Below are 20,026 nucleotides of genomic sequence, written 5' to 3' on the forward strand. Positions count from 1 at the left end.
TGTACAATTCAGGCAAATACACTGCGTTTTGCCTGAATTTAATCTTAGATCAAATTGCCTTTAATAATATTGATAATTGCACTTACGATATATTGGATTCCTATAGCAATTACAATAAAACCAATGATTCTGGAAATCGCTACAATTCCGGATTCTCCAAGTATTTTTGCTAAATAATGAGCACTTTTCAAGATGATGAAAATAGCAACTGCGATAGCAAGAATGGCAAAGGATGAAATGATAATTTCGCTAGTTGTATTGTGTTCCTGATAAAAAGCAATCAGTAGCGAAATAGATCCAGGTCCGGCTAGCATAGGGATAGCTAGTGGAGTCAGAGCGATGTCATTTCTTTTTTGAGCATCGTTTTCTGCTTTTTTGGTGATCCCCCTCTTTTTGTTAAATTGTCCCGAGAGCAATGAAAATCCCGAGTTTACTATGATAAGTCCTCCCGCAATTCGAAGCGCATCGATGCTAATGCCAAAAAAAATCAGCATATATTGCCCAATAAAAAAAGAGACAATTAAGATGATAAACACATTTATCGCTGTCCACAATGAAATCCTGGAACGTTCTTTTTTTGTGTCATGTTGTGTAAGTCCTACAAAAATAGGAACAGTACCAATAGGGTTCAACACGGAGAAAAGTGCGACAAACAGATAAATAAAAAGATCCATATTTTATATTTAAGGGTGTAAAAATACTCTTTTTTTACTTTTTAATGTTAGGGAAATGTTTTTATTGCGGTGATAACTAAACTTGAAAATTCCGAAACGGACAAACCTTTTTGTTTACTTTTGTTGCATATACTTATAGAAAATGACAAAGAATAAAAAAACACTAGTTCTGGGAGCAACAACTAAACCAGAGAAATACGCCTTCAAAGCGATCACTATGTTGGTAGACAAAGGACATTCGGTGCTTGCTTTAGGACAAAATGCTGGTGAAGTGGCCGGTGTGAAAATTCAGACCAAAGCCATTCCCATAAAAAATATAGATACCGTTACCCTTTATTTGAACCCGGCACGCCAGCGTGATTATTACAATTATATCGTCGAGGCTAAACCTAAACGTGTTGTTTTTAATCCGGGAACTGAAAATCCAGAATTGTACCAATTGCTGAAGCTGAATGATATCAAAGTAGAAATAGCCTGTACCTTAGTATTATTGACTACTAACCAGTATTAATATTTTTTTGGAGCTACCTCCAGCTGTTCGCTATATCTTTTCTTGTCCCGTTTTTAAAACGGGACAAGAAAAGGATGCCGCTGCCATCTGGGCTAAAACTAAAATCGTGTTTCTGAAGCCGCTTTTTTGCTAATCAACCACAATCCAAGAAAAGTAATAAGCCCGTTTACAATGATCAGCTCATTGTCAAAGGCGTATCCAAAAAACAATGTTTTTGAATGTTCGCTGATAAGGTATGTGAGTGCAGGAGACAACAAACAAATTATCGGGACCAGTTTGTCTTTGACCGTTTTTGACTGTGCAAACAGCCCGAAACAATACAATCCTAAAAGTGGTCCATACGTGTAGGAGGCCACCCTGAAAATCATTCCTACTACGGAACTGTCATTTATGGAATTAAAGAAAATAATGACCAGAAACATCAAAAAGGAAAACGCAACATGAACCAGATGTCTGTTTCGGACTACATTGGGTTTGTTCAGGTTCTCCGCTTTGTCCATTCCTAAAAAATCCACACAAAACGAAGTCGTAAGCGCTGTTAATGCAGAGTCAGTCGTAGCAAAAGTTGCGGCCGTCAATCCCAATAAGAATATAACTGAAGGTATCAGAGCCAGGTGATTAAAAGCAATTTCCGGGAAAAGCAAATCGGTTCTGGGCTTTCCGGTGTTTAAATCGGTGGGGATTTCAACCCCGTTTTTAGCGGCATAAACATACAGTAGCGCACCTACGCTCAGGAAAAATATATTGATAAGTACAAATATTCCGGTAAATGTGAACATGTTTTTTTGAGCTTCACCAATGGTGGCACAACTCAGGTTTTTTTGCATTAAATCCTGATCCAGACCTACCATGGCAATGGTTACAAAAATCCCTCCCAGAATTTGTTTGACAAAATGGAACTTACTCGACACGAAATCCTCAAAGAAAAATACTTTCGAATAATTACTGTTTTTTACGGTTTCAAAAGCTTCAAAAGCATTTAAATTCAAGCTCCTACAAATAAAGAAAATAGTCATAAAAACGGAGGTCACTAAGAAAAAAGTTTGTAAGGTATCCGTAATGATAATGGTTTTGAGTCCGCCACGATAGGTATATGCAAAAATTAAAGCCAGCGAAATCAGCACGGTAAAGGCAAAGGGAATGTTGTAAAAGTCAAAAACGTAGCGTTGTAAAACGATCACCACAAGATACAATCGAAACGCAGAGCCTATTGTTCGGCTGATCAGGAAAATTGTTGCGGCAGTTTTATAGGAATACAACCCCAATCGCTGCTCGATATAGCCGTAAATCGAAGTCAGATTCATCCGGTAGTACAGAGGCAATAGCACTTTTGCAATAACTATAAAGCCAATGGCATTTCCCAGAACAAACTGAAAATACTTGAATTGTTCTCCGTTTGGCGCACCCACTTCTCCCGGCACCGAAATAAAAGTTACCCCGGAAAGCGCAGTTCCAATCATCCCGAAAGCCACTAAATACCATTTTGAGTTTTTATTGGCTTTGAAAAAAGCCTCATTGCCACTGTCTTTTCTACTTACAAAATGGGAAATCAAAAACAAAATCCCGAAGTAGATTACAATTAACGATAGAATGGTGAATGGTGTCATTTTTTTGAGTTTACAGGCAGCAAAATACGATTTTTTGTTTAATGCATCATTTCTGGATCCGGATTACCTTTGGCCTTGAACTTCTATCCTTATTACATCACGAATAGCCACTGCTTAATTGGTTTGTATGCAACATTATAGCCGATTTTATTTTAATACCGCCTACTAAAAGTATTGCTTTACCTCCTAAGTACTTCCGTTGAAAAAGGATTCTTTTTTATATAATGGCTTCTCGACACAATTTTGAATAGTAACACTTTCGCATTACTATTCAAAAGTACTCGAAGTGAGGGCAGAAACAGTGCAGTCTTAATGACATTGCGACCAATAGTAGAAAAAACGGCGGACTAAAATCGAATAACCAAAGTATACAATCGATTCAAGAAATAACCGATTAAACAAATAAACAAATTGCTACATTTGCAGTTATGGAATTTTCTTCAAAATTAATAGAACGGGCAGTCAATGAAATGTCTCAGTTGCCAGGAATTGGTAAGCGAACTGCACTGCGACTGGTGTTGCATTTATTAAAACAGCCAAAAGAGCAAACAGGATTTTTAGCGCAAGCCTTGGTGGCAATGCGGGAGGATATAAAGTATTGTGCGAGTTGCCATAATATATCGGACAGTGCATTGTGTGAAATTTGTGCCAACAAAAACAGAAATCATCAAATTGTTTGTATTGTGGAGGATATCCGAGATGTTATGGCGATCGAGAATACAGGACAATTCAGAGGAATTTACCATGTTTTGGGCGGTAAAATTTCACCAATTGACGGCGTGGGCCCCAGTCAGCTGAACATCAATACTGTAGTCGAAAAAGTAAAATCCGGTAGTGTCAATGAGATTATATTTGCGTTAAGCTCCACAATGGAGGGAGATACTACCAATTTTTATATTTACAAACAAATTGGGGATTGCGGGATTATTATATCAACAATTGCCCGAGGAATTTCAGTAGGAGATGAGCTGGAATATGCAGATGAAGTTACCCTGGGCAGGAGTATTTTGCAAAGAGTTCCTTTTGAAAAGACTTTTAAAAATAATTAATTTGTTTAATAAATAATGTTGCTTTTTAAATCGTAAATGAAAAGTTATATTTGTCGCTTAAAAATATTGTAAATGAGCAAGTCGGTACTCTGTTTGTTGTTAGTTATAAGTGTGTTGCTTTTTTCCTGCATTCCTACTAAAGATTTAATTTATCTTCAGAAAAAGGATACCTCAGCACAAGAATCTACTATTGCTGTGGTAGGATCTAAGCCTTATCGGTTGCAAACAAATGATGTGTTGAGTATTACTATAAAAGCGATAGATCCTAAATTAGTTGCTATTTTTAGTCCTACAAGCGAAGGCGGTTCGGTAGGAAAATCAGAATCCGCATTGTATTTTGATGGATTTACAGTAGACGATCATGGAAATATAAGGGTTCCGGTCTTAGGAGAATTAAATGTTATTGGTTACACGCTGGATGAAATCAGAGTGAGAATCGAAAAACAATTGTTAGCGGAGTATTTTAATGCCGAAGCTAATATTTTTGTAACCGTTAAATTATCGGGGTTTAGATATACGATCAACGGGGAAATTGGTAGCACGGGAACAAAAACATTATTTCAAGAGCAAGTAAATATAATGGAAGCCATTGCAAATGCCGGAGATATCTCTGTTACAGGAGACCGTAAAGCAGTTACCATCATGCGAAAAACACCAACAGGAGTTCAAATGCATGATCTGGACTTGACGGATATCAATGTGATGCAATCGCCTTATTATTACTTACAACCTAATGATTATGTTTATATCAAGCCGCTAAAGCAAAAAACCTGGGGAACCGGGAAAACAGGAATTGAATCCTTAGGGACTATTATTACGTTGCTGTCTTTGGCCACAACGACCTTTCTACTATTAAGAAATTAAAACAGCATTCAGAAAATGTTAGATATAAAAGATTTTTCGATTTTTGAAAATCAAGTCAGTTTTGATTTTAAGGGATTTTTAATAAAAATCGGAAGTTATTGGAAGTGGTTTTTACTGAGTTTAATAATCACTTTTACTATTGCCTATCAGGTCAACATCCGTAAAGAAAAAATATATGGCATGGAGACCCTCATTGCCATAAAGGAGGAAAGTAACCCTCTTTTTACTTCTAATACCAGTTTGGTTTTTAATTGGGGCGGTACCTCTGATCAGGTTCAATCCATCTCTACAACACTGCAATCCAGATCACACAATGAGTTAGTGGTAGATAAACTCCAGTATTATATTGATTACTTAGTTCAGGGCGAATACAATATGGTAGATGCCTACGGAGCAGTTCCATTCTATGTGAATATTGATAAATCGAAAGGGCAGTTAGCAGGAAATTTTATTGGAATTACGTTTTTAAGCGAAAATGAATATGAAATCAGAATTCCATTTGGGAATCAAAACGTCTCGGTCGTCACGTACTCCAATAATTCCTATGGCAATACAGCAGTCGAAATTGGTGATTTTGTAAAAAGATACAAAGTAGGAGAGTCTGTTTCATTACCCTTTTTGAATTGGAAATTACAAATAAAAGACAATCCCGGTTTTTACAAAGGAAATGAATATTTTGTGCGTTTTAATGATTTTGACGGAACAGTAGCCGGATATAAAGGGATCAGTGTGCGCTCAGATGATAAAGGCGGTTCTATAATTACCCTGGGAATGCAGGGTACTAATAAAGCCAGAATGGTCGAATATTTGAATTCGACTGTTGAAATGCTGATCAAAAGACAGTTAGATAGTAAAAATCAGTTTGCTACCAATACGATTGCTTTTATAGACAGTACACTGATTGCCATGGAATCCCAGCTCAAAGAAACCGGGAATGAGCTAAAAACATTTAGAAAAGATAAAAATATTTATGATATTGAAGCGGGAGGTGCTAAATTCTCGGATAAGATTCTGGAATTTGATGTAGTCAAAGATGAAGTGACCCGCAAACTGTCCTATTACAATTCGTTAAAGGCTTATTTGAAAAACAGTACCAACTATGCAAAACTTCCAGCGCCATCTGTAGCGGGAATAGAAGATCCTAATATTGTAGTTAATGTTTCAAAATTGATCGCCTTGTCTACCCAAAGATCCGAAATGGCCTATGCCGTAAAAAGCGAGAAGATATTTAAGGATTTTGACAATCAAATGGAGGCAGTCAAAAATGTACTGTTAGAAAATATAGCTACCGCAAAAGCTTCGTTGCAATATGATTTAGCGATGGTGAGCAGTAAAATTAATGAAGCCGAAAGCACCATAAAACAACTCCCGGAAGACCAGCAAGAGCTCGTTAAAATCAAAAGAAAATATGATTTGAGTGATAATATTTACAGCACCTTTCTTCAAAAAAGAAGTGAAGCTGATATTGTCAAAGCAGCGAATCTATCGGATGTTCAGTTTATTGATCCTGCAAAGGATATTGGCGGCGGATTAATAGGCCCTAAAACATCCGTCAATTATATATTGGCCTTATTTCTGGGAATACTTGTTCCGTTGATTTTTGTATTTGGCATTTTTTTTGTCAATAATTCGATTCAAAATACGGAGGACATCAGTAAGTTGACAAAAATTCCTTTGATAGGCGTAGTCGGTGTCAATAAAGAAAATACAAATTTAGCAGTGTTTGACAGGCCTAAATCATCGTTGTCGGAATCTTTTAGAGCCATTCGGTCCTCGCTCCAGTTTTTGTACAAACAACAAAATGTAGACGGTGCCAAAACACTGATGATAACCTCCTCCGTTAGTGGTGAGGGAAAAACATTTTGTTCCATAAATATTGCTACCGTATTTGCCCTGAGCGAGAAAAAAACAGTTGTTATTGGCCTTGATTTAAGAAAACCAAAACTGGCTACTGAATTTAATTTATCTAATGAAGCCGGGATTGTAAATTACCTGATCAAGCAAAAAACGGTTGACGAAATTATAAATCACACCCACATTCCTTTTCTGGATGTGATTCTCTCCGGACCGGTTCCTCCCAATCCATCGGAGATGATAATGAGTGACGGAATGGGAGAGCTGATTGAAGAATTAAAGAAAAAATACGATTATATAATATTAGATACACCTCCGGTAGGGTTAGTGTCAGACGCACTAGAATTAGCACAATATTGTGATGTTACTCTTTATATTGTGAGGCAGAATTTCACCAAAAAAGACATGATTACCTTGTTGAATAATCGTATAAAACGAGGGGAATTAAATAATGCCAGTATCATTTTGAATGGTCTAGAGAATAAAGCTAAATACGGAACGGGGTATGGGTATGGTTACGGATATGGTACCTATACCAATGGCTATTATGAAGAAGACAAACCTAAGAGTATGTATGAAAGAGTGGCTCAGAAAATACTTAATAGACCCCGAAAGTAATTAATTGATTACAGATATAGGTAAAATGTTGCGTTTTAGGGTATTTACTTTTCAGGTTCAAAAACGTTTACTACAAGTTTCACAAATTAATTCGTTATAATTTGTGAAATTCGTATCAAATAAATAAGGGATACCACAGTGTAAACGTTAAGTCTGCCAACAAAAACTATGAACTTTTAATTTATAGTGGTTTATTTTTTTTAATACAGAAAAATCAAATGAAAGAAGATATAAAAAAAACAGTGTTAATCACTGGAGGAGCGGGATTTATAGGCTCTAATCTGTGTGCCCATTTTTTATCTAAAAGCTATAAGGTGGTTTGCCTGGATAATTTTGCCACCGGGCACCTGCATAATTTGAAAGACTGCATAAACCATCCTGATTTTCGTTTGATAGAAGGCGATATTCGGAATCCGGAAGAGTGTCAAAAAGCAGTCAAAGGCGCAGATTATGTGCTGCACCAGGCGGCTTTGGGATCTGTTCCCCGTTCTATCAATGATCCGGTGACCACGAATGACGTGAATGTATCCGGATTTTTGAATATGCTGGTGGCAGCAAGAGACGAAAAAGTGAAGCGATTTGTGTATGCGGCAAGTTCCTCTACCTACGGCGATTCAGAAGCGTTGCCCAAAGTAGAAAATACTATTGGGAAGCCGCTTTCGCCGTATGCAATAACAAAATATGTAAATGAATTGTATGCCGAAATTTTCAGCACAACCTATGGTTTAGAGACCATTGGACTGCGGTATTTCAATGTTTTTGGACGGAAGCAAGATCCCAATGGCGCTTATGCAGCCGTTATCCCGAAATTTGTGATGCAATTCATGCAACACGAAAGCCCAAAAATAAATGGTGACGGGAATTATTCCCGCGATTTTACTTATATTGACAATGTTATTCAAATGAATGAGTTGGCGATGTTAACTCAAAATCCAGAGGCAATCAATACGGTGTATAACACGGCGTGTGGCGATAGGAATACGTTGAATGATTTAGTGGGCTATTTGAAAGATTTTTTAACAAAATACGATTCTGAAATTGCAAACGTTACTGTAGTGTATGGTCCTAACAGAGCGGGTGATATTCCACATTCCCTGGCCAGTATTGATAAAGCAAAAGCGCTGCTGGGATACAATCCAAAATTTGGCATGCAAGAAGGATTGAAAGAGGCGGTGCACTGGTATTGGGATAATTTATCGTAATACCGTATACCGTAAAGACGCGATAAATCGGGTCTACATTGCGGATTTGATGCATTGCGAAATGTAGAGATGCGATAAATCGCGTCTGTACTGGGATTAAAAAAAATAAAAAAATATACAGATGAAAATCACAAAAATTTGTTGCATTGGAGCTGGGTATGTTGGTGGCCCGACGATGGCGGTTATTGCTCAAAAATGTCCGGAGATACAAGTTACAGTAGTCGATTTGAACGAAGAGCGCATTGCGGCTTGGAATGATACCGACACGGACAATATTCCTATATATGAACCCGGATTGGACGCTATTGTTGCCGAGGCTCGGGGAAGGAATTTGTTTTTTTCTACGAATGTTGATAAAGCCATAGACGAAGCCCAGATTATATTTATCTCCGTGAATACCCCCACTAAAACGTATGGTAAGGGGAAAGGTATGGCGGCTGATTTAAAATACATAGAGCTTTGTGCCAGACAAATTGCACGGGTAGCCAAAGATAATAAAATAGTAGTGGAGAAATCGACACTACCGGTGCGAACTGCAGAAGCAATTAAGAGTATACTTGATAATACCGGGAATGGCGTACAGTTTCAAATCCTGTCAAATCCCGAGTTTTTAGCAGAGGGAACAGCTGTCACTGATTTGTTGCATCCGGATCGGATTCTTATTGGAGGCGATCCTTCGGAGGAAGGTAAAAAAGCGATTCAGGCCTTAGTTGATGTCTATTTGAATTGGGTGCCTGCCGCTAAAATATTGACCACTAATGTTTGGTCTTCTGAATTGTCTAAGCTTACCGCCAATGCTTTTTTGGCACAACGTATTTCTTCCATCAATGCCATGTCAGAACTGTGTGAGAAAACGGGAGCCGATGTCAATGAAGTCGCTAAAGCGATTGGAATGGACAGCAGGATTGGATCTAAATTTCTAAAAGCCTCCGTTGGTTTTGGAGGTTCTTGCTTTCAAAAGGACATTTTAAATTTAGTGTACATTGCAAAATCCTATGGTTTGAATGCCGTTGCAGATTATTGGGAGCAAGTTATTATCATGAATGACCATCAAAAAAGACGTTTCTCCAATACTATTGTTCAAACGCTTTACAATACGGTTTCCGATAAGAAAATTACTTTTTTGGGTTGGGCATTCAAGAAAGATACGAATGATACCAGAGAATCAGCAGCAATTTATGTAGCTGATGATTTGATCAATGAACACGCAAAAATTGCGGTGTATGATCCTAAAGTTTCTGACAAGAAGATCTTGGGGGATTTAAATTATTTGGAAACCAGAAATGCAGAGGCGAATGCGAACAGTGTGCGTTCCTTTTTGGACCCGTACGAAGCCTGTCAGCAGGCACACGCTATTGCGATACTGACAGAGTGGGATGAATTTATCCACTACGACTGGCAAAAAATATACGATTCGATGCAAAAACCTGCTTTTATTTTTGATGGTAGAAATTTGCTGAACGGCCCGGAATTAAAAGCGATTGGTTTTGTGTATCAGGCAATAGGTTCGTGAGGGGTTAAGCGGTAAAACGATTAAATGGTTAAGGGGTTAAAAAATTAAAGGTTAGATGGTTAAACGATTAAACATTTAAAAGCTAATTGTGCGCAGCGTGTTACGAGTAGTTTTCAAGTTATGAAATAGAACAAAACGTCTCGCTACGCTTCGCACTCGAAGTGTCGTGTATTGAGAACCGTTTTTAAATAAATAATTCAAAAAGTGTATTCTGAATTCGGATAGGGAGAATTAATTTTATGGCAATACAAGATAAAAGATGAATTGGTATGTAGTGTATACAAAGCCCAAATGGGAAAAAAAAGTGGCAGAACAATTACAAAAGATAGGTGTGGAATGCTACTGTCCTTTGGTAATCCAAATGCGACAATGGTCTGACCGCAAGAAAAAAGTGGAAGTACCTCTTTTTAATTCCTATGTTTTTGTACAATTAGAAGATTCGAAACGGAATCTGGTGTTTCAATCCGTTGGCGCAGTCCGCTATTTGTATTGGTTAGGAAAACCAGCAATTGTGCGTGATGAAGAAATTGAAGTCATCAAGAAATGGCTCAATACTTCGGATTGTGTTGATCTCACTGTGGCCTCATATCAAATTGGGGAAACGATACAATTAGAATCGGGACCTTTTGCCGACCAAAAAGCCACAGTTCAGGAAATGACTAATACCCATTATGTGCTGGTTTTGGAATCTTTAGGATGTGTGTTGAAAATGAAACGATGAGTTTTTTAGTGTGAATTGGTGAGAGGTGAATTGGTGAGAGGTGAATTGTGAGAAGTGAAAAGTGAATTGTGAGAAGTGAATTGTGAGAAGTGAATTGTGAGAAGTGAATTGTGAGAAGTGAGAAGTGAGAAGTGAATATATAAGGAGTGAATATAAGGAGTGAATATAACAAGTGAAAAGTGAACTAAGAACAAATATGTTCCTTTATAGCACCATCTACCCATTCACTATTCACTACTCACTAAATAAAAAAGATATGGATCATAAAGATTTGGATGTTTGGAAGAAGGGTATGGATTTGGTTGTTAAAGTCTATCAGATTACACAGTCGTTTCCAGACACCGAGAAGTATGGTTTAACGAGTCAAATGAGAAGAGCAGCTATTTCTATTCCATCAAACATTGCCGAAGGAGCTGCACGTAAAGGAGATAAAGAGCTAATGCAGTTTCTGTATATTTCCATAGGGTCACTTTCAGAGTTAGAAACGCAATATTTAATTGCGATACGATTAGAATTTGTTATAAAAGAGGATGCTTTTGAACAGCAACTTATAGAGGTTAAAAAGCTTTTGATTGGATTTAAGAATTATATAAATAAGAAGTGAGAGAAGTGAATTGTGAGTGGTGAGTGGTGAAAGGTGAATGGAGAGTGGTGAAAGGTGAGTGGTGAGTGGTGAAAGGTGAATGGAGAGTGGTGAAAGGTGAGAGGTGAGTGGTGAAAGGTGAATGGAGAGTGGTGAAAGGTGAAAGGTGAGAAGAGAATCGTGGAATGTGATAAAGAATCTTACGTAAAATTAAAAAATAAAGTATTATCTAGCTAAAAACGAGTAAAATGAAACGGAATTGTGAATAGTAGGAAGTTGCTTTCTACTCACTTTTCACAATTCACTTCTCACGAATTATGAAAGACATTATATTAAAAGCCGAAAACATCTCCAAGCAATACCGACTGGGCCAGGTAGGAACGGGTACTATGGCGCATGATTTGAACCGCTGGTGGCATCAAGTGCGCGGGAAGGAGAATCCGTATCTCAAAATTGGCGACACCAATGATCGCAGTACCAAAGGCACGAGTGATTATGTCTGGGCATTGCAGGATATTAATTTTGAAGTGGAACGCGGTGAGATTCTTGGGATTATTGGCAAGAATGGCGCAGGAAAGTCTACTTTGCTCAAAATATTATCCCGTGTTACAGCGCCTACAACAGGAAGCATTAAGTTTGGAGGCCGTATGGCTTCCTTGCTCGAAGTAGGGACCGGATTTAATGGCGAAATGACCGGTAGAGAAAACATCTACCTGAATGGTGCTATTTTAGGAATGACCAAAAAAGAAATCAAATCGAAGATTGACGAGATCATTGATTTCTCCGGTTGCGAACGCTACATTGATACCCCCGTAAAGCGATACAGCAGCGGAATGTATGTGCGACTGGCTTTTGCCGTAGCCGCATTTCTAGAACCTGAAATTTTGATTGTAGATGAGGTTTTGGCCGTAGGTGATGCCGAGTTCCAAAAGAAAGCGATTGGCAAGATGCAGGATATTTCCAGAACTGGAGGTCGGACGGTATTGTTCGTGAGTCATAATATGGCGGCGGTGCGGAGTTTGTGTACGAGGGGAATTGTGTTGGAGAAAGGGAAGGTGGTTTATGATGGGAAAATAGGTGATGCTTTGAATACTTATTTAACGGATTTTGATAATTATAATCCAACAAAACTATTTGAAATCAAAGACAGAAGCGGGAATGGGAAAGTTGTGTTTCATGATTTTTATGTTGAAAATCAGTATGGTAAGCGAATAGATAAAATACTTACTGGAGATTCAATAAATTTTGTTTTTGCTTTAAAAATTAATAAAAAATCTAAAAAAATTAATCTCGGATTTTCTCTACATAATCAATATGAAGATGTTTTATCTTATTTATATAGTGATTTTCAAGATGTCTTTTTTACTGGAGAGGAACAAGAATTAATTGAAGTTAGTTGTGCAATCAACGAATTTCCTTTAAACAATGGGAAAATAATAATCAGAGGAAGAATAGAAGTTGATGGAATTGAATCAGATTGGCTAAAAGAACCAATGGCCTTAATCGATATTGAAAAAGGCGATTTTTATGGTACAGGAAGAATAAGCGAAATTAATACTCCATTTTTAATAAAAGGCACATGGGAATTGAAAGACTAAAAAAGTATATATTAAAATTTACTCCAAATAAAGTACTTAAATTTTATCAAGAACCAGTAAGGGATAAAATTAATGAGGAAAAAAATTTTGAAAATTTATCATATTCGCAAGAAGGAGAAGATTTAATATTAAATCGTTTTTTTGAAAATAAAGACAAGGGTTTTTACGTTGATATTGGAGCTCATCACCCAATGAGATTTTCTAATACATGTTTGTTTTATAAAAAAGGTTGGAGCGGTGTTAATATTGATGCGATGCCAGGAAGCATGAACGAGTTTGAAAAACATAGATCGAGAGACATCAATATTGAGCAACCTATCGCAGAAAAAAGAGGAGAATTGTCTTTTTATATTTTTAATGAATCTGCACTGAATACATTTGATTCGGTTCAGGCTGAAAAGTATGTAAATAATAGTTATATAGTTTTGGAGAATCGAAAATTAGAAGCAATACCTTTAAAAGATGTTTTAGAAAAATATTTTCCCGAAGGTAAGGAAATTGATTTTATGAGTATCGATGTTGAAGGTTATGACTTACAGATCTTAAAATCAAATAATTGGGATAAATATAGACCACTACTAATTTTAGTAGAGTCATTAGAAAATGAATCTATAGATGAATTTCAGAGAAACGAAATAAATACATATTTAATTTCTAAGGGATATTTATTTTTTGCTAAAACCATTAATACTTGTTTTTTTAAATACATAAATTAAATTATTAAATGTTTAACACCCCCATTCTTTTTTTGATTTTTAATCGTCCTGAAATTACTCAAATAGTTTTTGAGGAAATACGAAAACAAAAACCTAAACACTTATTTATAGCAGCTGATGGGGTGCGCTCTCATATTAAAGAAGATTTTGAGAAATGTAAAGCAACAAGAGATCTTGTACTTAATGGTATAGATTGGGATTGTGAAGTAAAGACATTATTTAGAGATGAAAATTTAGGATGTGGTCTTGCTGTTTCTGAAGCAATCACTTGGTTTTTTGAAAATGTGGAACAAGGGATTATTTTGGAAGATGATTGTTTACCTCATCCTAGTTTCTTTGGATATTGCGAAACATTATTAGAAAAGTATAAGCAAAAGGAAAATATTTATTTAATTAGTGGTGATAATTTTCAAAATGGAATGCAAAGAGGAGATGCTTCCTATTTTTTTTCAAATTATTCTCATATATGGGGTTGGGCAAGTTGGCGAAGAGCCTGGAGACATTATGATCATAATTTAACACAGTTGGACTGTTTCAAAAAAAATAAATTGATAAAAAAAATTGACGATAGAATTGCTTTTAAAACTTATTGGATACAAAAATTTGAAGATGTTATTAATAGGGATTCTACTCATATTTGGGATTATCAATGGATGTTTGCTATTTGGAATAATAGAGGAGTAACAGTTATGCCAAATGTTAATTTAATTTCTAATATTGGTTTTGGTAAAGATGCGACACACACATTTGGTGCGAGCCCATTTGCAAATATGAAAACACAAGATATTGGTGAAATTTCGCATCCTAAAAATAATAAAGTTGACAAGAAAGCAGATAGATATGCTTCGGATAAAGTTTTTAATATTGTTGAGATAAAAAAACTTACCTATGATGGTTTGAAAAGTTTCTTAAAAAGAAAAATTACAAGATTATTGGCTCCTGAAGTTATTAAGCTATTTAAGCGAAAATTCATTACCCCAAAAATTGACCAAGAGACAAGATTAATTGATTTTCCTAGATATACAAAGACAACTTTTACGATCAAAGGAATTGAATTAATTATTCCTGACAGTGCCTCTTTTCTTTTTATGCACAAAGAAATTTTTAAAGAGGAGATATACCGTTTCGAAACAACAAATCCATCACCATATATTATAGATGGAGGGGCTAATATTGGTCTTGCATCAATATATTTAAAGTTATTACATCCAAATTCAGAAATTATTGCTTTTGAACCAGATATAAATATTTTTAATATTTTAGAAAATAATATTAAATCCTTTCTTTTTAGAAATGTCAAATTAATAAATAAAGGACTTTGGAATGAAAATAAAACAGTATCATTTCATTCAGAAGGTGCAGATGGTGGTGCAATTACTGAAATGAATGAAAATCTTATAATGAATGAAAATATTGAGGTTATTTCATTGAAGCCATATCTTAATAAAAAAGTAGATTTTTTAAAATTAGATATAGAAGGAGCAGAAACAATCGTATTAAAAGATATTGAAGACGACCTTGTTAAAGTGGATAGAATTTTTGTAGAATACCATTCTTTTGTTGGACAACCTCAATCATTGAAAGAAATAATTGCGATTCTTACAAAAGCTAAATTCAGGCTTTATATTTCGTCTCCGGGTATTTCAAGTAAGTCTCCTTTAATAAATGTTAATAATTATAATAATATGGACATGCAATTAAATATTTATGGTTTAAAAGAAGTTTAAATGAAGGTTCTCTTGATAAATACACACGATGTAGGCGGAGCAGCAAAAGCTTGTAAATGTTTACATTCAGGATTTCTTTTTGAAGGAATAACTTCAAATGTATTGCTTAGATTCAAACAAAATAATTGGGTAAATTCAAATTGTTTTAAGCAACCTCAACAAACATTTACTAGGTTTGATAAAGTTAGAAATAAAGTAAAAAGAATACTAAAAGAATTAAAATTATATAATACAATAAATGTTTCAAATATTGAGGAACAATTATTTTTAAGTCAGAGAGATAGTAGGTTGGAAATGTTTAGTTTTCCAGATTCTAATCTTGATGTTACAACATCCGAATTGTATAAGGAAGCAGAAATAGTCAATTTGCATTGGGTGGCAAATTTTTTAGATTACACTTCTTTTTTTAAAAAAAACACAAAACCGGTAGTTTGGACATTACACGATATGAACCCCTTTACTGGTGGAGACCATTATATTGAAAAATATATGGGTATTGATGAATCTGGGTATCCAATTATTAGAACTGTTTCTGAGGAAGAAATAAGTATTGCAAAAAAAAATATTGAATTAAAAAAGAAAGCAATAACAAAGATTCCTAGTTTGACAATTGTAGCGCCTTCAGAATGGTTAGCAGCGGAAGCAAGGAGAAGTGAAGTGTTTAAAAATAAAAAAGTATATTGTATTCCAAATAGTTTAGATTCTGAAATATATGCTCCAAGAGATAAGAATTATTCACGAGATTTATTAAATATTCCAAAAAACAAAAAAGTAATCTTGTTTGTTGCCGATTCGATTGATAACAATAGAAAAGGTTTTGTCTTTTTAAAACGAGCTTTTGAACAATTGGCAGATTCCAATCTGGTTTTGTGTGCTATAGGAAATAAAAGCAGTGAACTTGATTCTAATGATAATATATATGAACTAGGTCCTATTTTTGACGAAAAATTGATGAGCATAGCTTATTCGGCGGCAGATGTATTTGTAATTCCTTCCGTAATGGATAATTTGCCTAATACTGTTTTAGAATCCTTAATGTGTGGTACACCTGTAATAGGCTTCCCAGTTGGAGGAATACCTGACATGATTCAAGATGGTGTAAATGGTTTTATTACTGAAGAGATAAGTGTAGGTTCACTTTTCAAAACCATAAAAAAGTTTTTGAACAATCCAAGTTGTTTTGATGAATTTGAAATAAGGAATAATGCGATAAAAAAATATGATCAAAAAGTTCAGTCGCAAAAATATATGAATTTGTTTAACAATATATTAAATTCAAATGACTAAAAAACTATCCATTATAACCATCAACTACAACAACCTAGACGGCTTGAAAAGAACGGTCGAGAGCGTTGTGAACCAAACTTGGCAAGAGTTTGAATATATTGTTATTGATGGTTATTCAACTGATGGAAGCAGGGAATATATAGAAGGTCAAAGTGAGCATATTGATTATTGGGTAAGCGAGCCAGACAAAGGGATTTATAATGCCATGAATAAAGGAATTGCAAAAGCCAGCGGAGAGTATTTGTTGTTTTTGAATAGTGGGGATCCTCTTTTTAGTAATACCGTTCTTCACGAAAACCATAATGCAATTAGGGATCACGATTTTGTTTATTTTGAGATTGAGTTTGTAGAACAGAAAACTTCGAAAATAGTTGCTTACCCCGCACAGCTAAATTTTTCCTTCTTTTATATAGGAACTCTATGTCATCAATCCACTTTTATAAAAAAAACTCTTTTTGATGTTTATGGATTCTATGATGAAAATTTTAGATTTGTATCTGATTGGAAATTTTTTATTGAAGCCTTATTTAAAAATAGTTGTAGCTATTTGAAAGTAGATTCAATTTTAACAAGCTATTATTTAGATGGTATAAGTTCAGATTTAGCAAACCAGAAACTGCTGTATGAAGAAAGACAACAATTATTAAATTCAGAATTCAAAGGACATATCGAAGATATAAATGAACTGTTTGAATTAAGAAAAACCATTTCCAATTTAAGAAAATCAAAAAAAATAGGGTTATTAGTCAAATTGGGTTTATTGCACAAGTTTTAATATGAGTACACCAAAAGTTTCCATCATTGTTCCCTGTTACAACCAAGCCCAATACTTGGATGAAGCTTTACATTCAGTATTGAACCAAACGTATCAAAATTGGGAATGCTTGATTGTCGATGATGGAAGTCCAGACAATACGGAGGAGGTTGCCAGTAATTGGTTAGCTAAAGACCCTCGTTTTATTTATTGGCATAAAGAAAATGGGGGAGTAAGTAGTGCCAGAAATTTAGGGATTGATAAAGCCAAAGGATTGTATCTTCAGTTCTTAGATTCGGATGATTTTTTAGATAGGGAGAAATTAGAATCGTCCTTGCAACAAATAGAACTAAATAATGAAGTAAATCTTGTTATTTCTAACTTTAGGATGTTTACGAATAACCCTCAAATAACATCGGAACCATTCTGCCAATTGAAGGGCCAGTTATTTACTTTTGAAAGTATGTTGTATCAGTGGAACGAAAGTTTTTCTATACAAGTGCAATGTGGTTTTTTTCATTCTTCCTTGTTCAAAACTATCCGATTTCCAGAAAATTTGACAGCACAGGAAGATTGGATTGTATGGGTAATAATTTTTAAAACGGGATGCAAAGCAGTTTTTGTTGACAAGCCATTAGCGTTATATCGAATAAATCCTTTCAGCAGAATGATGACAATAGGACTAGGTGAAGACCAGATAAAAGCCTGTGAATATTTCATGGATTATTTATCTGAGGAGGAATATCATAAGTTTTCTATAAGGATGATCTCTAGATATTATAAATCAAATCAAGATTTGGAATACAAATTAAGAGCAACTAAAAATTCGAAAACTCATCAAACAGGTTTGCTAATCAAAAAAGTTTTAAAGTCAGTTGGAGTTTTAAAGTTGTTTAAACGTTTCTTTCCAATAATTTTAAAATTTAAATCTAAATAGTTAAATTCGTTTTGTCTATGCTTGCAATAGTAATCCCATATTTCAAACTTGCTTTTTTCGAAGAAACAGTGCAATCACTAGACAATCAAACGGATAGGCGGTTTAAAGTTTATATAGGTGATGATGCTAGTTCTGAAAACCCAACTTTTTTATTAGAAAAGTATCACGGAAAATTTGATTTTGTATATCACCGGTTTGAGGAAAATCTTGGTGGAACCTCATTGGTAAAACAATGGGAACGCTGTATTGCTTTGACTGGAAAAGAGGAATGGATTATGATTTTGGGGGATGATGATGTTCTGGGGGATAATTTAGTCGAAGCTTTTTATGAAAATCTGGAAGAAATAAAATCAATCTCAAATGTAGTTCGATTTGCAACTTGTAAAATTGATGAAAAAGGAGAGGAAACATCTTTAGTTTATGTTCATCCTAAAATTGAAAAATCAACAGATTTCTTTTTTAGAGGTTCAAGAAGTTCATTAAGTGAATATGTTTTTAGTAAAGAAAAAGTAAAGATTATTGGTTTTAAGGATTTTCCTTTAGGATGGTTCTCTGATGTATTGGCAATTTTAGAATTTTCAAACTTTAAAGAAATCTACACAATAAATGGTGCGGTAGTAAATATCAGAATTTCTGCTTTGAGCATCTCTGGAAGTCAAAATAATCTTGAGTTAAAATCAAAATCAACATTTACCTTTTTTAATTACTTGTTGTCGAAAAAGAGCGGTTGTTTTACAAGATTAGAAAAGCTAATTTTATTAAAAAAAATGAATAATTCATATTTAAATGATAAAAAAAAAATTAATTGGTTTTTTAAAATATCAAATATATATTTCATAAATTTCTTTTTCATTGATTATTACCATTTTATAAAAGCTATGTTTATTTCATATTTAAAAAATAATTTTAAAAAACACCCTAACAATCTAATTCTAAATGAAAGAGAACTAAATAGTTTTGATAGTGATTTTTGTAGTAAAAACTCTGATTAGTATTATGAGCAAACTCCCAATTTCAGCGTTTATTATTTCAAAAAATGAAGGACATTTGCTGGAAAATTGTATTAAAAGCATTCTTTTTTGTGACGAGATTATAGTTGTAGATTTAGAAAGTACTGATAATACTGTTGAAATCGCTAAGAAGTATGGAGCGAAGGTTTTGACAATTCCGACAATCCCAGTTGGAGAAATGATTTATCATAAGCATATTAATATTACAAAATACAAGTGGGTATTAATGACTGATCCTGATGAGGTAACTACATTGGATTTAGCAAAAGATACCCAAAATGTCTTTCATTCAATTAAAGATAATAGCAAAATGGGAGCTGTATTTGTTCCAATAATCTATTTTTTCAAATCCTCTCCTTTAAAAGGGACTTCATGGGGAGGTGTTAAACATAGAGCCTTTTTGTTTCATAAGGAAAGAATAATAATTAAACCTATTGTTCATACAGGAATTGCTTTAAAAGAAGGATTTTTATCTCATTATATTATATATAATGGTAAAAATAACATTGATCATTATTGGATGTCAGGCTATAGACAAATTTTTGAAAAACATTTGCGCTATTTAAAAAATGAGGGAAAATCTCGCTTTGTTCAAGGTTACTCAATAACGCTTTCAAAAATTTTAAAGATACCATTTCAACAGTTTTTTAATTGTTACATTCGTTCACGAGGATTCAAAGATGGATTTGTAGGCTTGTTTCTATCTTTATTTCGGGCTTGGTATTTTACAGTTGCCAATATTGAATTGTACAAATACCAAAGGAAGCAAACAAATAATCAGTCAACAAAAGGGTAAGTATT

Annotated in this window: 18 protein-coding genes; 16 read left to right on the plus strand and 2 right to left on the minus strand. The window is 34.6% G+C overall.

The genetic code is table 11. The features are described from left to right. Nucleotides 1-44: 44 nt before the first annotated feature. On the minus strand, nucleotides 45-674 hold the full coding sequence (locus EKM02_RS02310; RefSeq protein WP_126451852.1) for a MarC family NAAT transporter: 630 nt from the start codon (nucleotides 672-674) through the stop codon (nucleotides 45-47). A gap of 142 nt (nucleotides 675-816) precedes the next feature. On the opposite strand from EKM02_RS02310, the gene EKM02_RS02315 reads away from it, so the two are divergent. Then, nucleotides 817-1,185: a CoA-binding protein gene (locus EKM02_RS02315; RefSeq protein ID WP_126451853.1), complete on the plus strand. Its 369-nt coding sequence runs from the start codon at nucleotides 817-819 to the stop codon at nucleotides 1,183-1,185. 98 nt (nucleotides 1,186-1,283) lie between these two features. On the opposite strand, the gene EKM02_RS02320 is transcribed toward EKM02_RS02315, so the two are convergent. After that, complete coding sequence (locus tag EKM02_RS02320) at nucleotides 1,284-2,792, minus strand: sodium:solute symporter (protein WP_126451854.1); 1,509 nt, start codon at nucleotides 2,790-2,792, stop codon at nucleotides 1,284-1,286. Between the two features lie 428 nt (nucleotides 2,793-3,220). On the opposite strand from EKM02_RS02320, the gene recR reads away from it, so the two are divergent. The 15 genes from recR to EKM02_RS02395 all read left to right on the plus strand — a co-directional run bounded on the left by recR (nucleotide 3,221) and on the right by EKM02_RS02395 (nucleotide 20,021). Continuing rightward, nucleotides 3,221-3,841 carry a recombination mediator RecR gene (gene recR, locus EKM02_RS02325; protein WP_126451855.1) on the plus strand — a complete coding sequence of 207 codons (621 nt, stop codon included), beginning with the start codon at nucleotides 3,221-3,223 and terminating at the stop codon, nucleotides 3,839-3,841. 72 nt (nucleotides 3,842-3,913) lie between these two features. Then, nucleotides 3,914-4,705 (plus strand): polysaccharide biosynthesis/export family protein, encoded by a 792-nt coding sequence (locus EKM02_RS02330; protein WP_126451856.1) that lies wholly within the window; start codon nucleotides 3,914-3,916, stop codon nucleotides 4,703-4,705. 15 nt (nucleotides 4,706-4,720) lie between these two features. Then, complete coding sequence (locus EKM02_RS02335; RefSeq protein ID WP_126451857.1) at nucleotides 4,721-7,177, plus strand: polysaccharide biosynthesis tyrosine autokinase; 2,457 nt, start codon at nucleotides 4,721-4,723, stop codon at nucleotides 7,175-7,177. Between the two features lie 218 nt (nucleotides 7,178-7,395). After that, on the plus strand, nucleotides 7,396-8,379 hold the full coding sequence (locus tag EKM02_RS02340; RefSeq protein WP_126451858.1) for an SDR family oxidoreductase: 984 nt from the start codon (nucleotides 7,396-7,398) through the stop codon (nucleotides 8,377-8,379). A gap of 121 nt (nucleotides 8,380-8,500) precedes the next feature. Further along, nucleotides 8,501-9,892 carry a UDP-glucose 6-dehydrogenase gene (locus EKM02_RS02345; protein WP_126451859.1) on the plus strand — a complete coding sequence of 464 codons (1,392 nt, stop codon included), beginning with the start codon at nucleotides 8,501-8,503 and terminating at the stop codon, nucleotides 9,890-9,892. 259 nt (nucleotides 9,893-10,151) lie between these two features. Continuing rightward, a complete protein-coding gene (locus tag EKM02_RS02350; protein WP_126451860.1) occupies nucleotides 10,152-10,613 on the plus strand; it encodes a UpxY family transcription antiterminator in 462 nt (153 codons plus the stop codon). A 256-nt stretch (nucleotides 10,614-10,869) separates the two neighbouring features. After that, entirely contained in the window at nucleotides 10,870-11,217 is a 348-nt protein-coding gene (locus EKM02_RS02355; RefSeq protein WP_126451861.1) for a four helix bundle protein, read from the plus strand. A 296-nt stretch (nucleotides 11,218-11,513) separates the two neighbouring features. After that, nucleotides 11,514-12,794 (plus strand): polysaccharide ABC transporter ATP-binding protein, encoded by a 1,281-nt coding sequence (locus EKM02_RS02360; protein ID WP_126451862.1) that lies wholly within the window; start codon nucleotides 11,514-11,516, stop codon nucleotides 12,792-12,794. Then, nucleotides 12,776-13,510, plus strand: a complete 735-nt coding sequence (locus EKM02_RS02365) for an FkbM family methyltransferase (protein WP_126451863.1) — start codon at nucleotides 12,776-12,778, stop codon at nucleotides 13,508-13,510. Before EKM02_RS02360 ends, EKM02_RS02365 begins: the two co-directional genes overlap by 19 nt. 8 nt (nucleotides 13,511-13,518) lie before the next feature. Beyond that, nucleotides 13,519-15,237, plus strand: coding sequence for an FkbM family methyltransferase (locus EKM02_RS14740; protein ID WP_158614718.1), 1,719 nt, complete (start codon nucleotides 13,519-13,521; stop codon nucleotides 15,235-15,237). After that, complete coding sequence (locus EKM02_RS02375) at nucleotides 15,238-16,524, plus strand: glycosyltransferase (protein ID WP_126451864.1); 1,287 nt, start codon at nucleotides 15,238-15,240, stop codon at nucleotides 16,522-16,524. Then, nucleotides 16,517-17,299, plus strand: a complete 783-nt coding sequence (locus tag EKM02_RS02380; RefSeq protein ID WP_126451865.1) for a glycosyltransferase family 2 protein — start codon at nucleotides 16,517-16,519, stop codon at nucleotides 17,297-17,299. The genes EKM02_RS02375 and EKM02_RS02380 overlap by 8 nt, the downstream gene beginning before the upstream one ends. A gap of 1 nt (nucleotide 17,300) precedes the next feature. After that, complete coding sequence (locus EKM02_RS02385) at nucleotides 17,301-18,215, plus strand: glycosyltransferase family 2 protein (protein WP_126451866.1); 915 nt, start codon at nucleotides 17,301-17,303, stop codon at nucleotides 18,213-18,215. A gap of 17 nt (nucleotides 18,216-18,232) precedes the next feature. Next, on the plus strand, nucleotides 18,233-19,207 hold the full coding sequence (locus tag EKM02_RS02390) for a glycosyltransferase family 2 protein (protein WP_126451867.1): 975 nt from the start codon (nucleotides 18,233-18,235) through the stop codon (nucleotides 19,205-19,207). Between the two features lie 4 nt (nucleotides 19,208-19,211). Then, nucleotides 19,212-20,021, plus strand: a complete 810-nt coding sequence (locus EKM02_RS02395) for a glycosyltransferase family 2 protein (RefSeq protein WP_126451868.1) — start codon at nucleotides 19,212-19,214, stop codon at nucleotides 20,019-20,021. The last annotated feature ends 5 nt before the right edge of the window (nucleotides 20,022-20,026 follow it).

Source organism: Flavobacterium sp. RSP49 (assembly GCF_003968735.1).
GTDB lineage: Bacteria > Bacteroidota > Bacteroidia > Flavobacteriales > Flavobacteriaceae > Flavobacterium.

Bases quoted from the DNA above. Each gene is read 5' to 3' on its own strand.
- EKM02_RS02310 (WP_126451852.1), bottom strand. From the start codon at position 674: ATGGATCTTTTTATTTATCTGTTTGTCGCACTTTTCTCCGTGTTGAAC.
- EKM02_RS02315 (WP_126451853.1), top strand. From the start codon at position 817: ATGACAAAGAATAAAAAAACACTAGTTCTGGGAGCAACAACTAAACCA.
- EKM02_RS02320 (WP_126451854.1), bottom strand. From the start codon at position 2,792: ATGACACCATTCACCATTCTATCGTTAATTGTAATCTACTTCGGGATT.
- recR (WP_126451855.1), top strand. From the start codon at position 3,221: ATGGAATTTTCTTCAAAATTAATAGAACGGGCAGTCAATGAAATGTCT.
- EKM02_RS02330 (WP_126451856.1), top strand. From the start codon at position 3,914: ATGAGCAAGTCGGTACTCTGTTTGTTGTTAGTTATAAGTGTGTTGCTT.
- EKM02_RS02335 (WP_126451857.1), top strand. From the start codon at position 4,721: ATGTTAGATATAAAAGATTTTTCGATTTTTGAAAATCAAGTCAGTTTT.
- EKM02_RS02340 (WP_126451858.1), top strand. From the start codon at position 7,396: ATGAAAGAAGATATAAAAAAAACAGTGTTAATCACTGGAGGAGCGGGA.
- EKM02_RS02345 (WP_126451859.1), top strand. From the start codon at position 8,501: ATGAAAATCACAAAAATTTGTTGCATTGGAGCTGGGTATGTTGGTGGC.
- EKM02_RS02350 (WP_126451860.1), top strand. From the start codon at position 10,152: ATGAATTGGTATGTAGTGTATACAAAGCCCAAATGGGAAAAAAAAGTG.
- EKM02_RS02355 (WP_126451861.1), top strand. From the start codon at position 10,870: ATGGATCATAAAGATTTGGATGTTTGGAAGAAGGGTATGGATTTGGTT.
- EKM02_RS02360 (WP_126451862.1), top strand. From the start codon at position 11,514: ATGAAAGACATTATATTAAAAGCCGAAAACATCTCCAAGCAATACCGA.
- EKM02_RS02365 (WP_126451863.1), top strand. From the start codon at position 12,776: ATGGGAATTGAAAGACTAAAAAAGTATATATTAAAATTTACTCCAAAT.
- EKM02_RS14740 (WP_158614718.1), top strand. From the start codon at position 13,519: ATGTTTAACACCCCCATTCTTTTTTTGATTTTTAATCGTCCTGAAATT.
- EKM02_RS02375 (WP_126451864.1), top strand. From the start codon at position 15,238: ATGAAGGTTCTCTTGATAAATACACACGATGTAGGCGGAGCAGCAAAA.
- EKM02_RS02380 (WP_126451865.1), top strand. From the start codon at position 16,517: ATGACTAAAAAACTATCCATTATAACCATCAACTACAACAACCTAGAC.
- EKM02_RS02385 (WP_126451866.1), top strand. From the start codon at position 17,301: ATGAGTACACCAAAAGTTTCCATCATTGTTCCCTGTTACAACCAAGCC.
- EKM02_RS02390 (WP_126451867.1), top strand. From the start codon at position 18,233: ATGCTTGCAATAGTAATCCCATATTTCAAACTTGCTTTTTTCGAAGAA.
- EKM02_RS02395 (WP_126451868.1), top strand. From the start codon at position 19,212: ATGAGCAAACTCCCAATTTCAGCGTTTATTATTTCAAAAAATGAAGGA.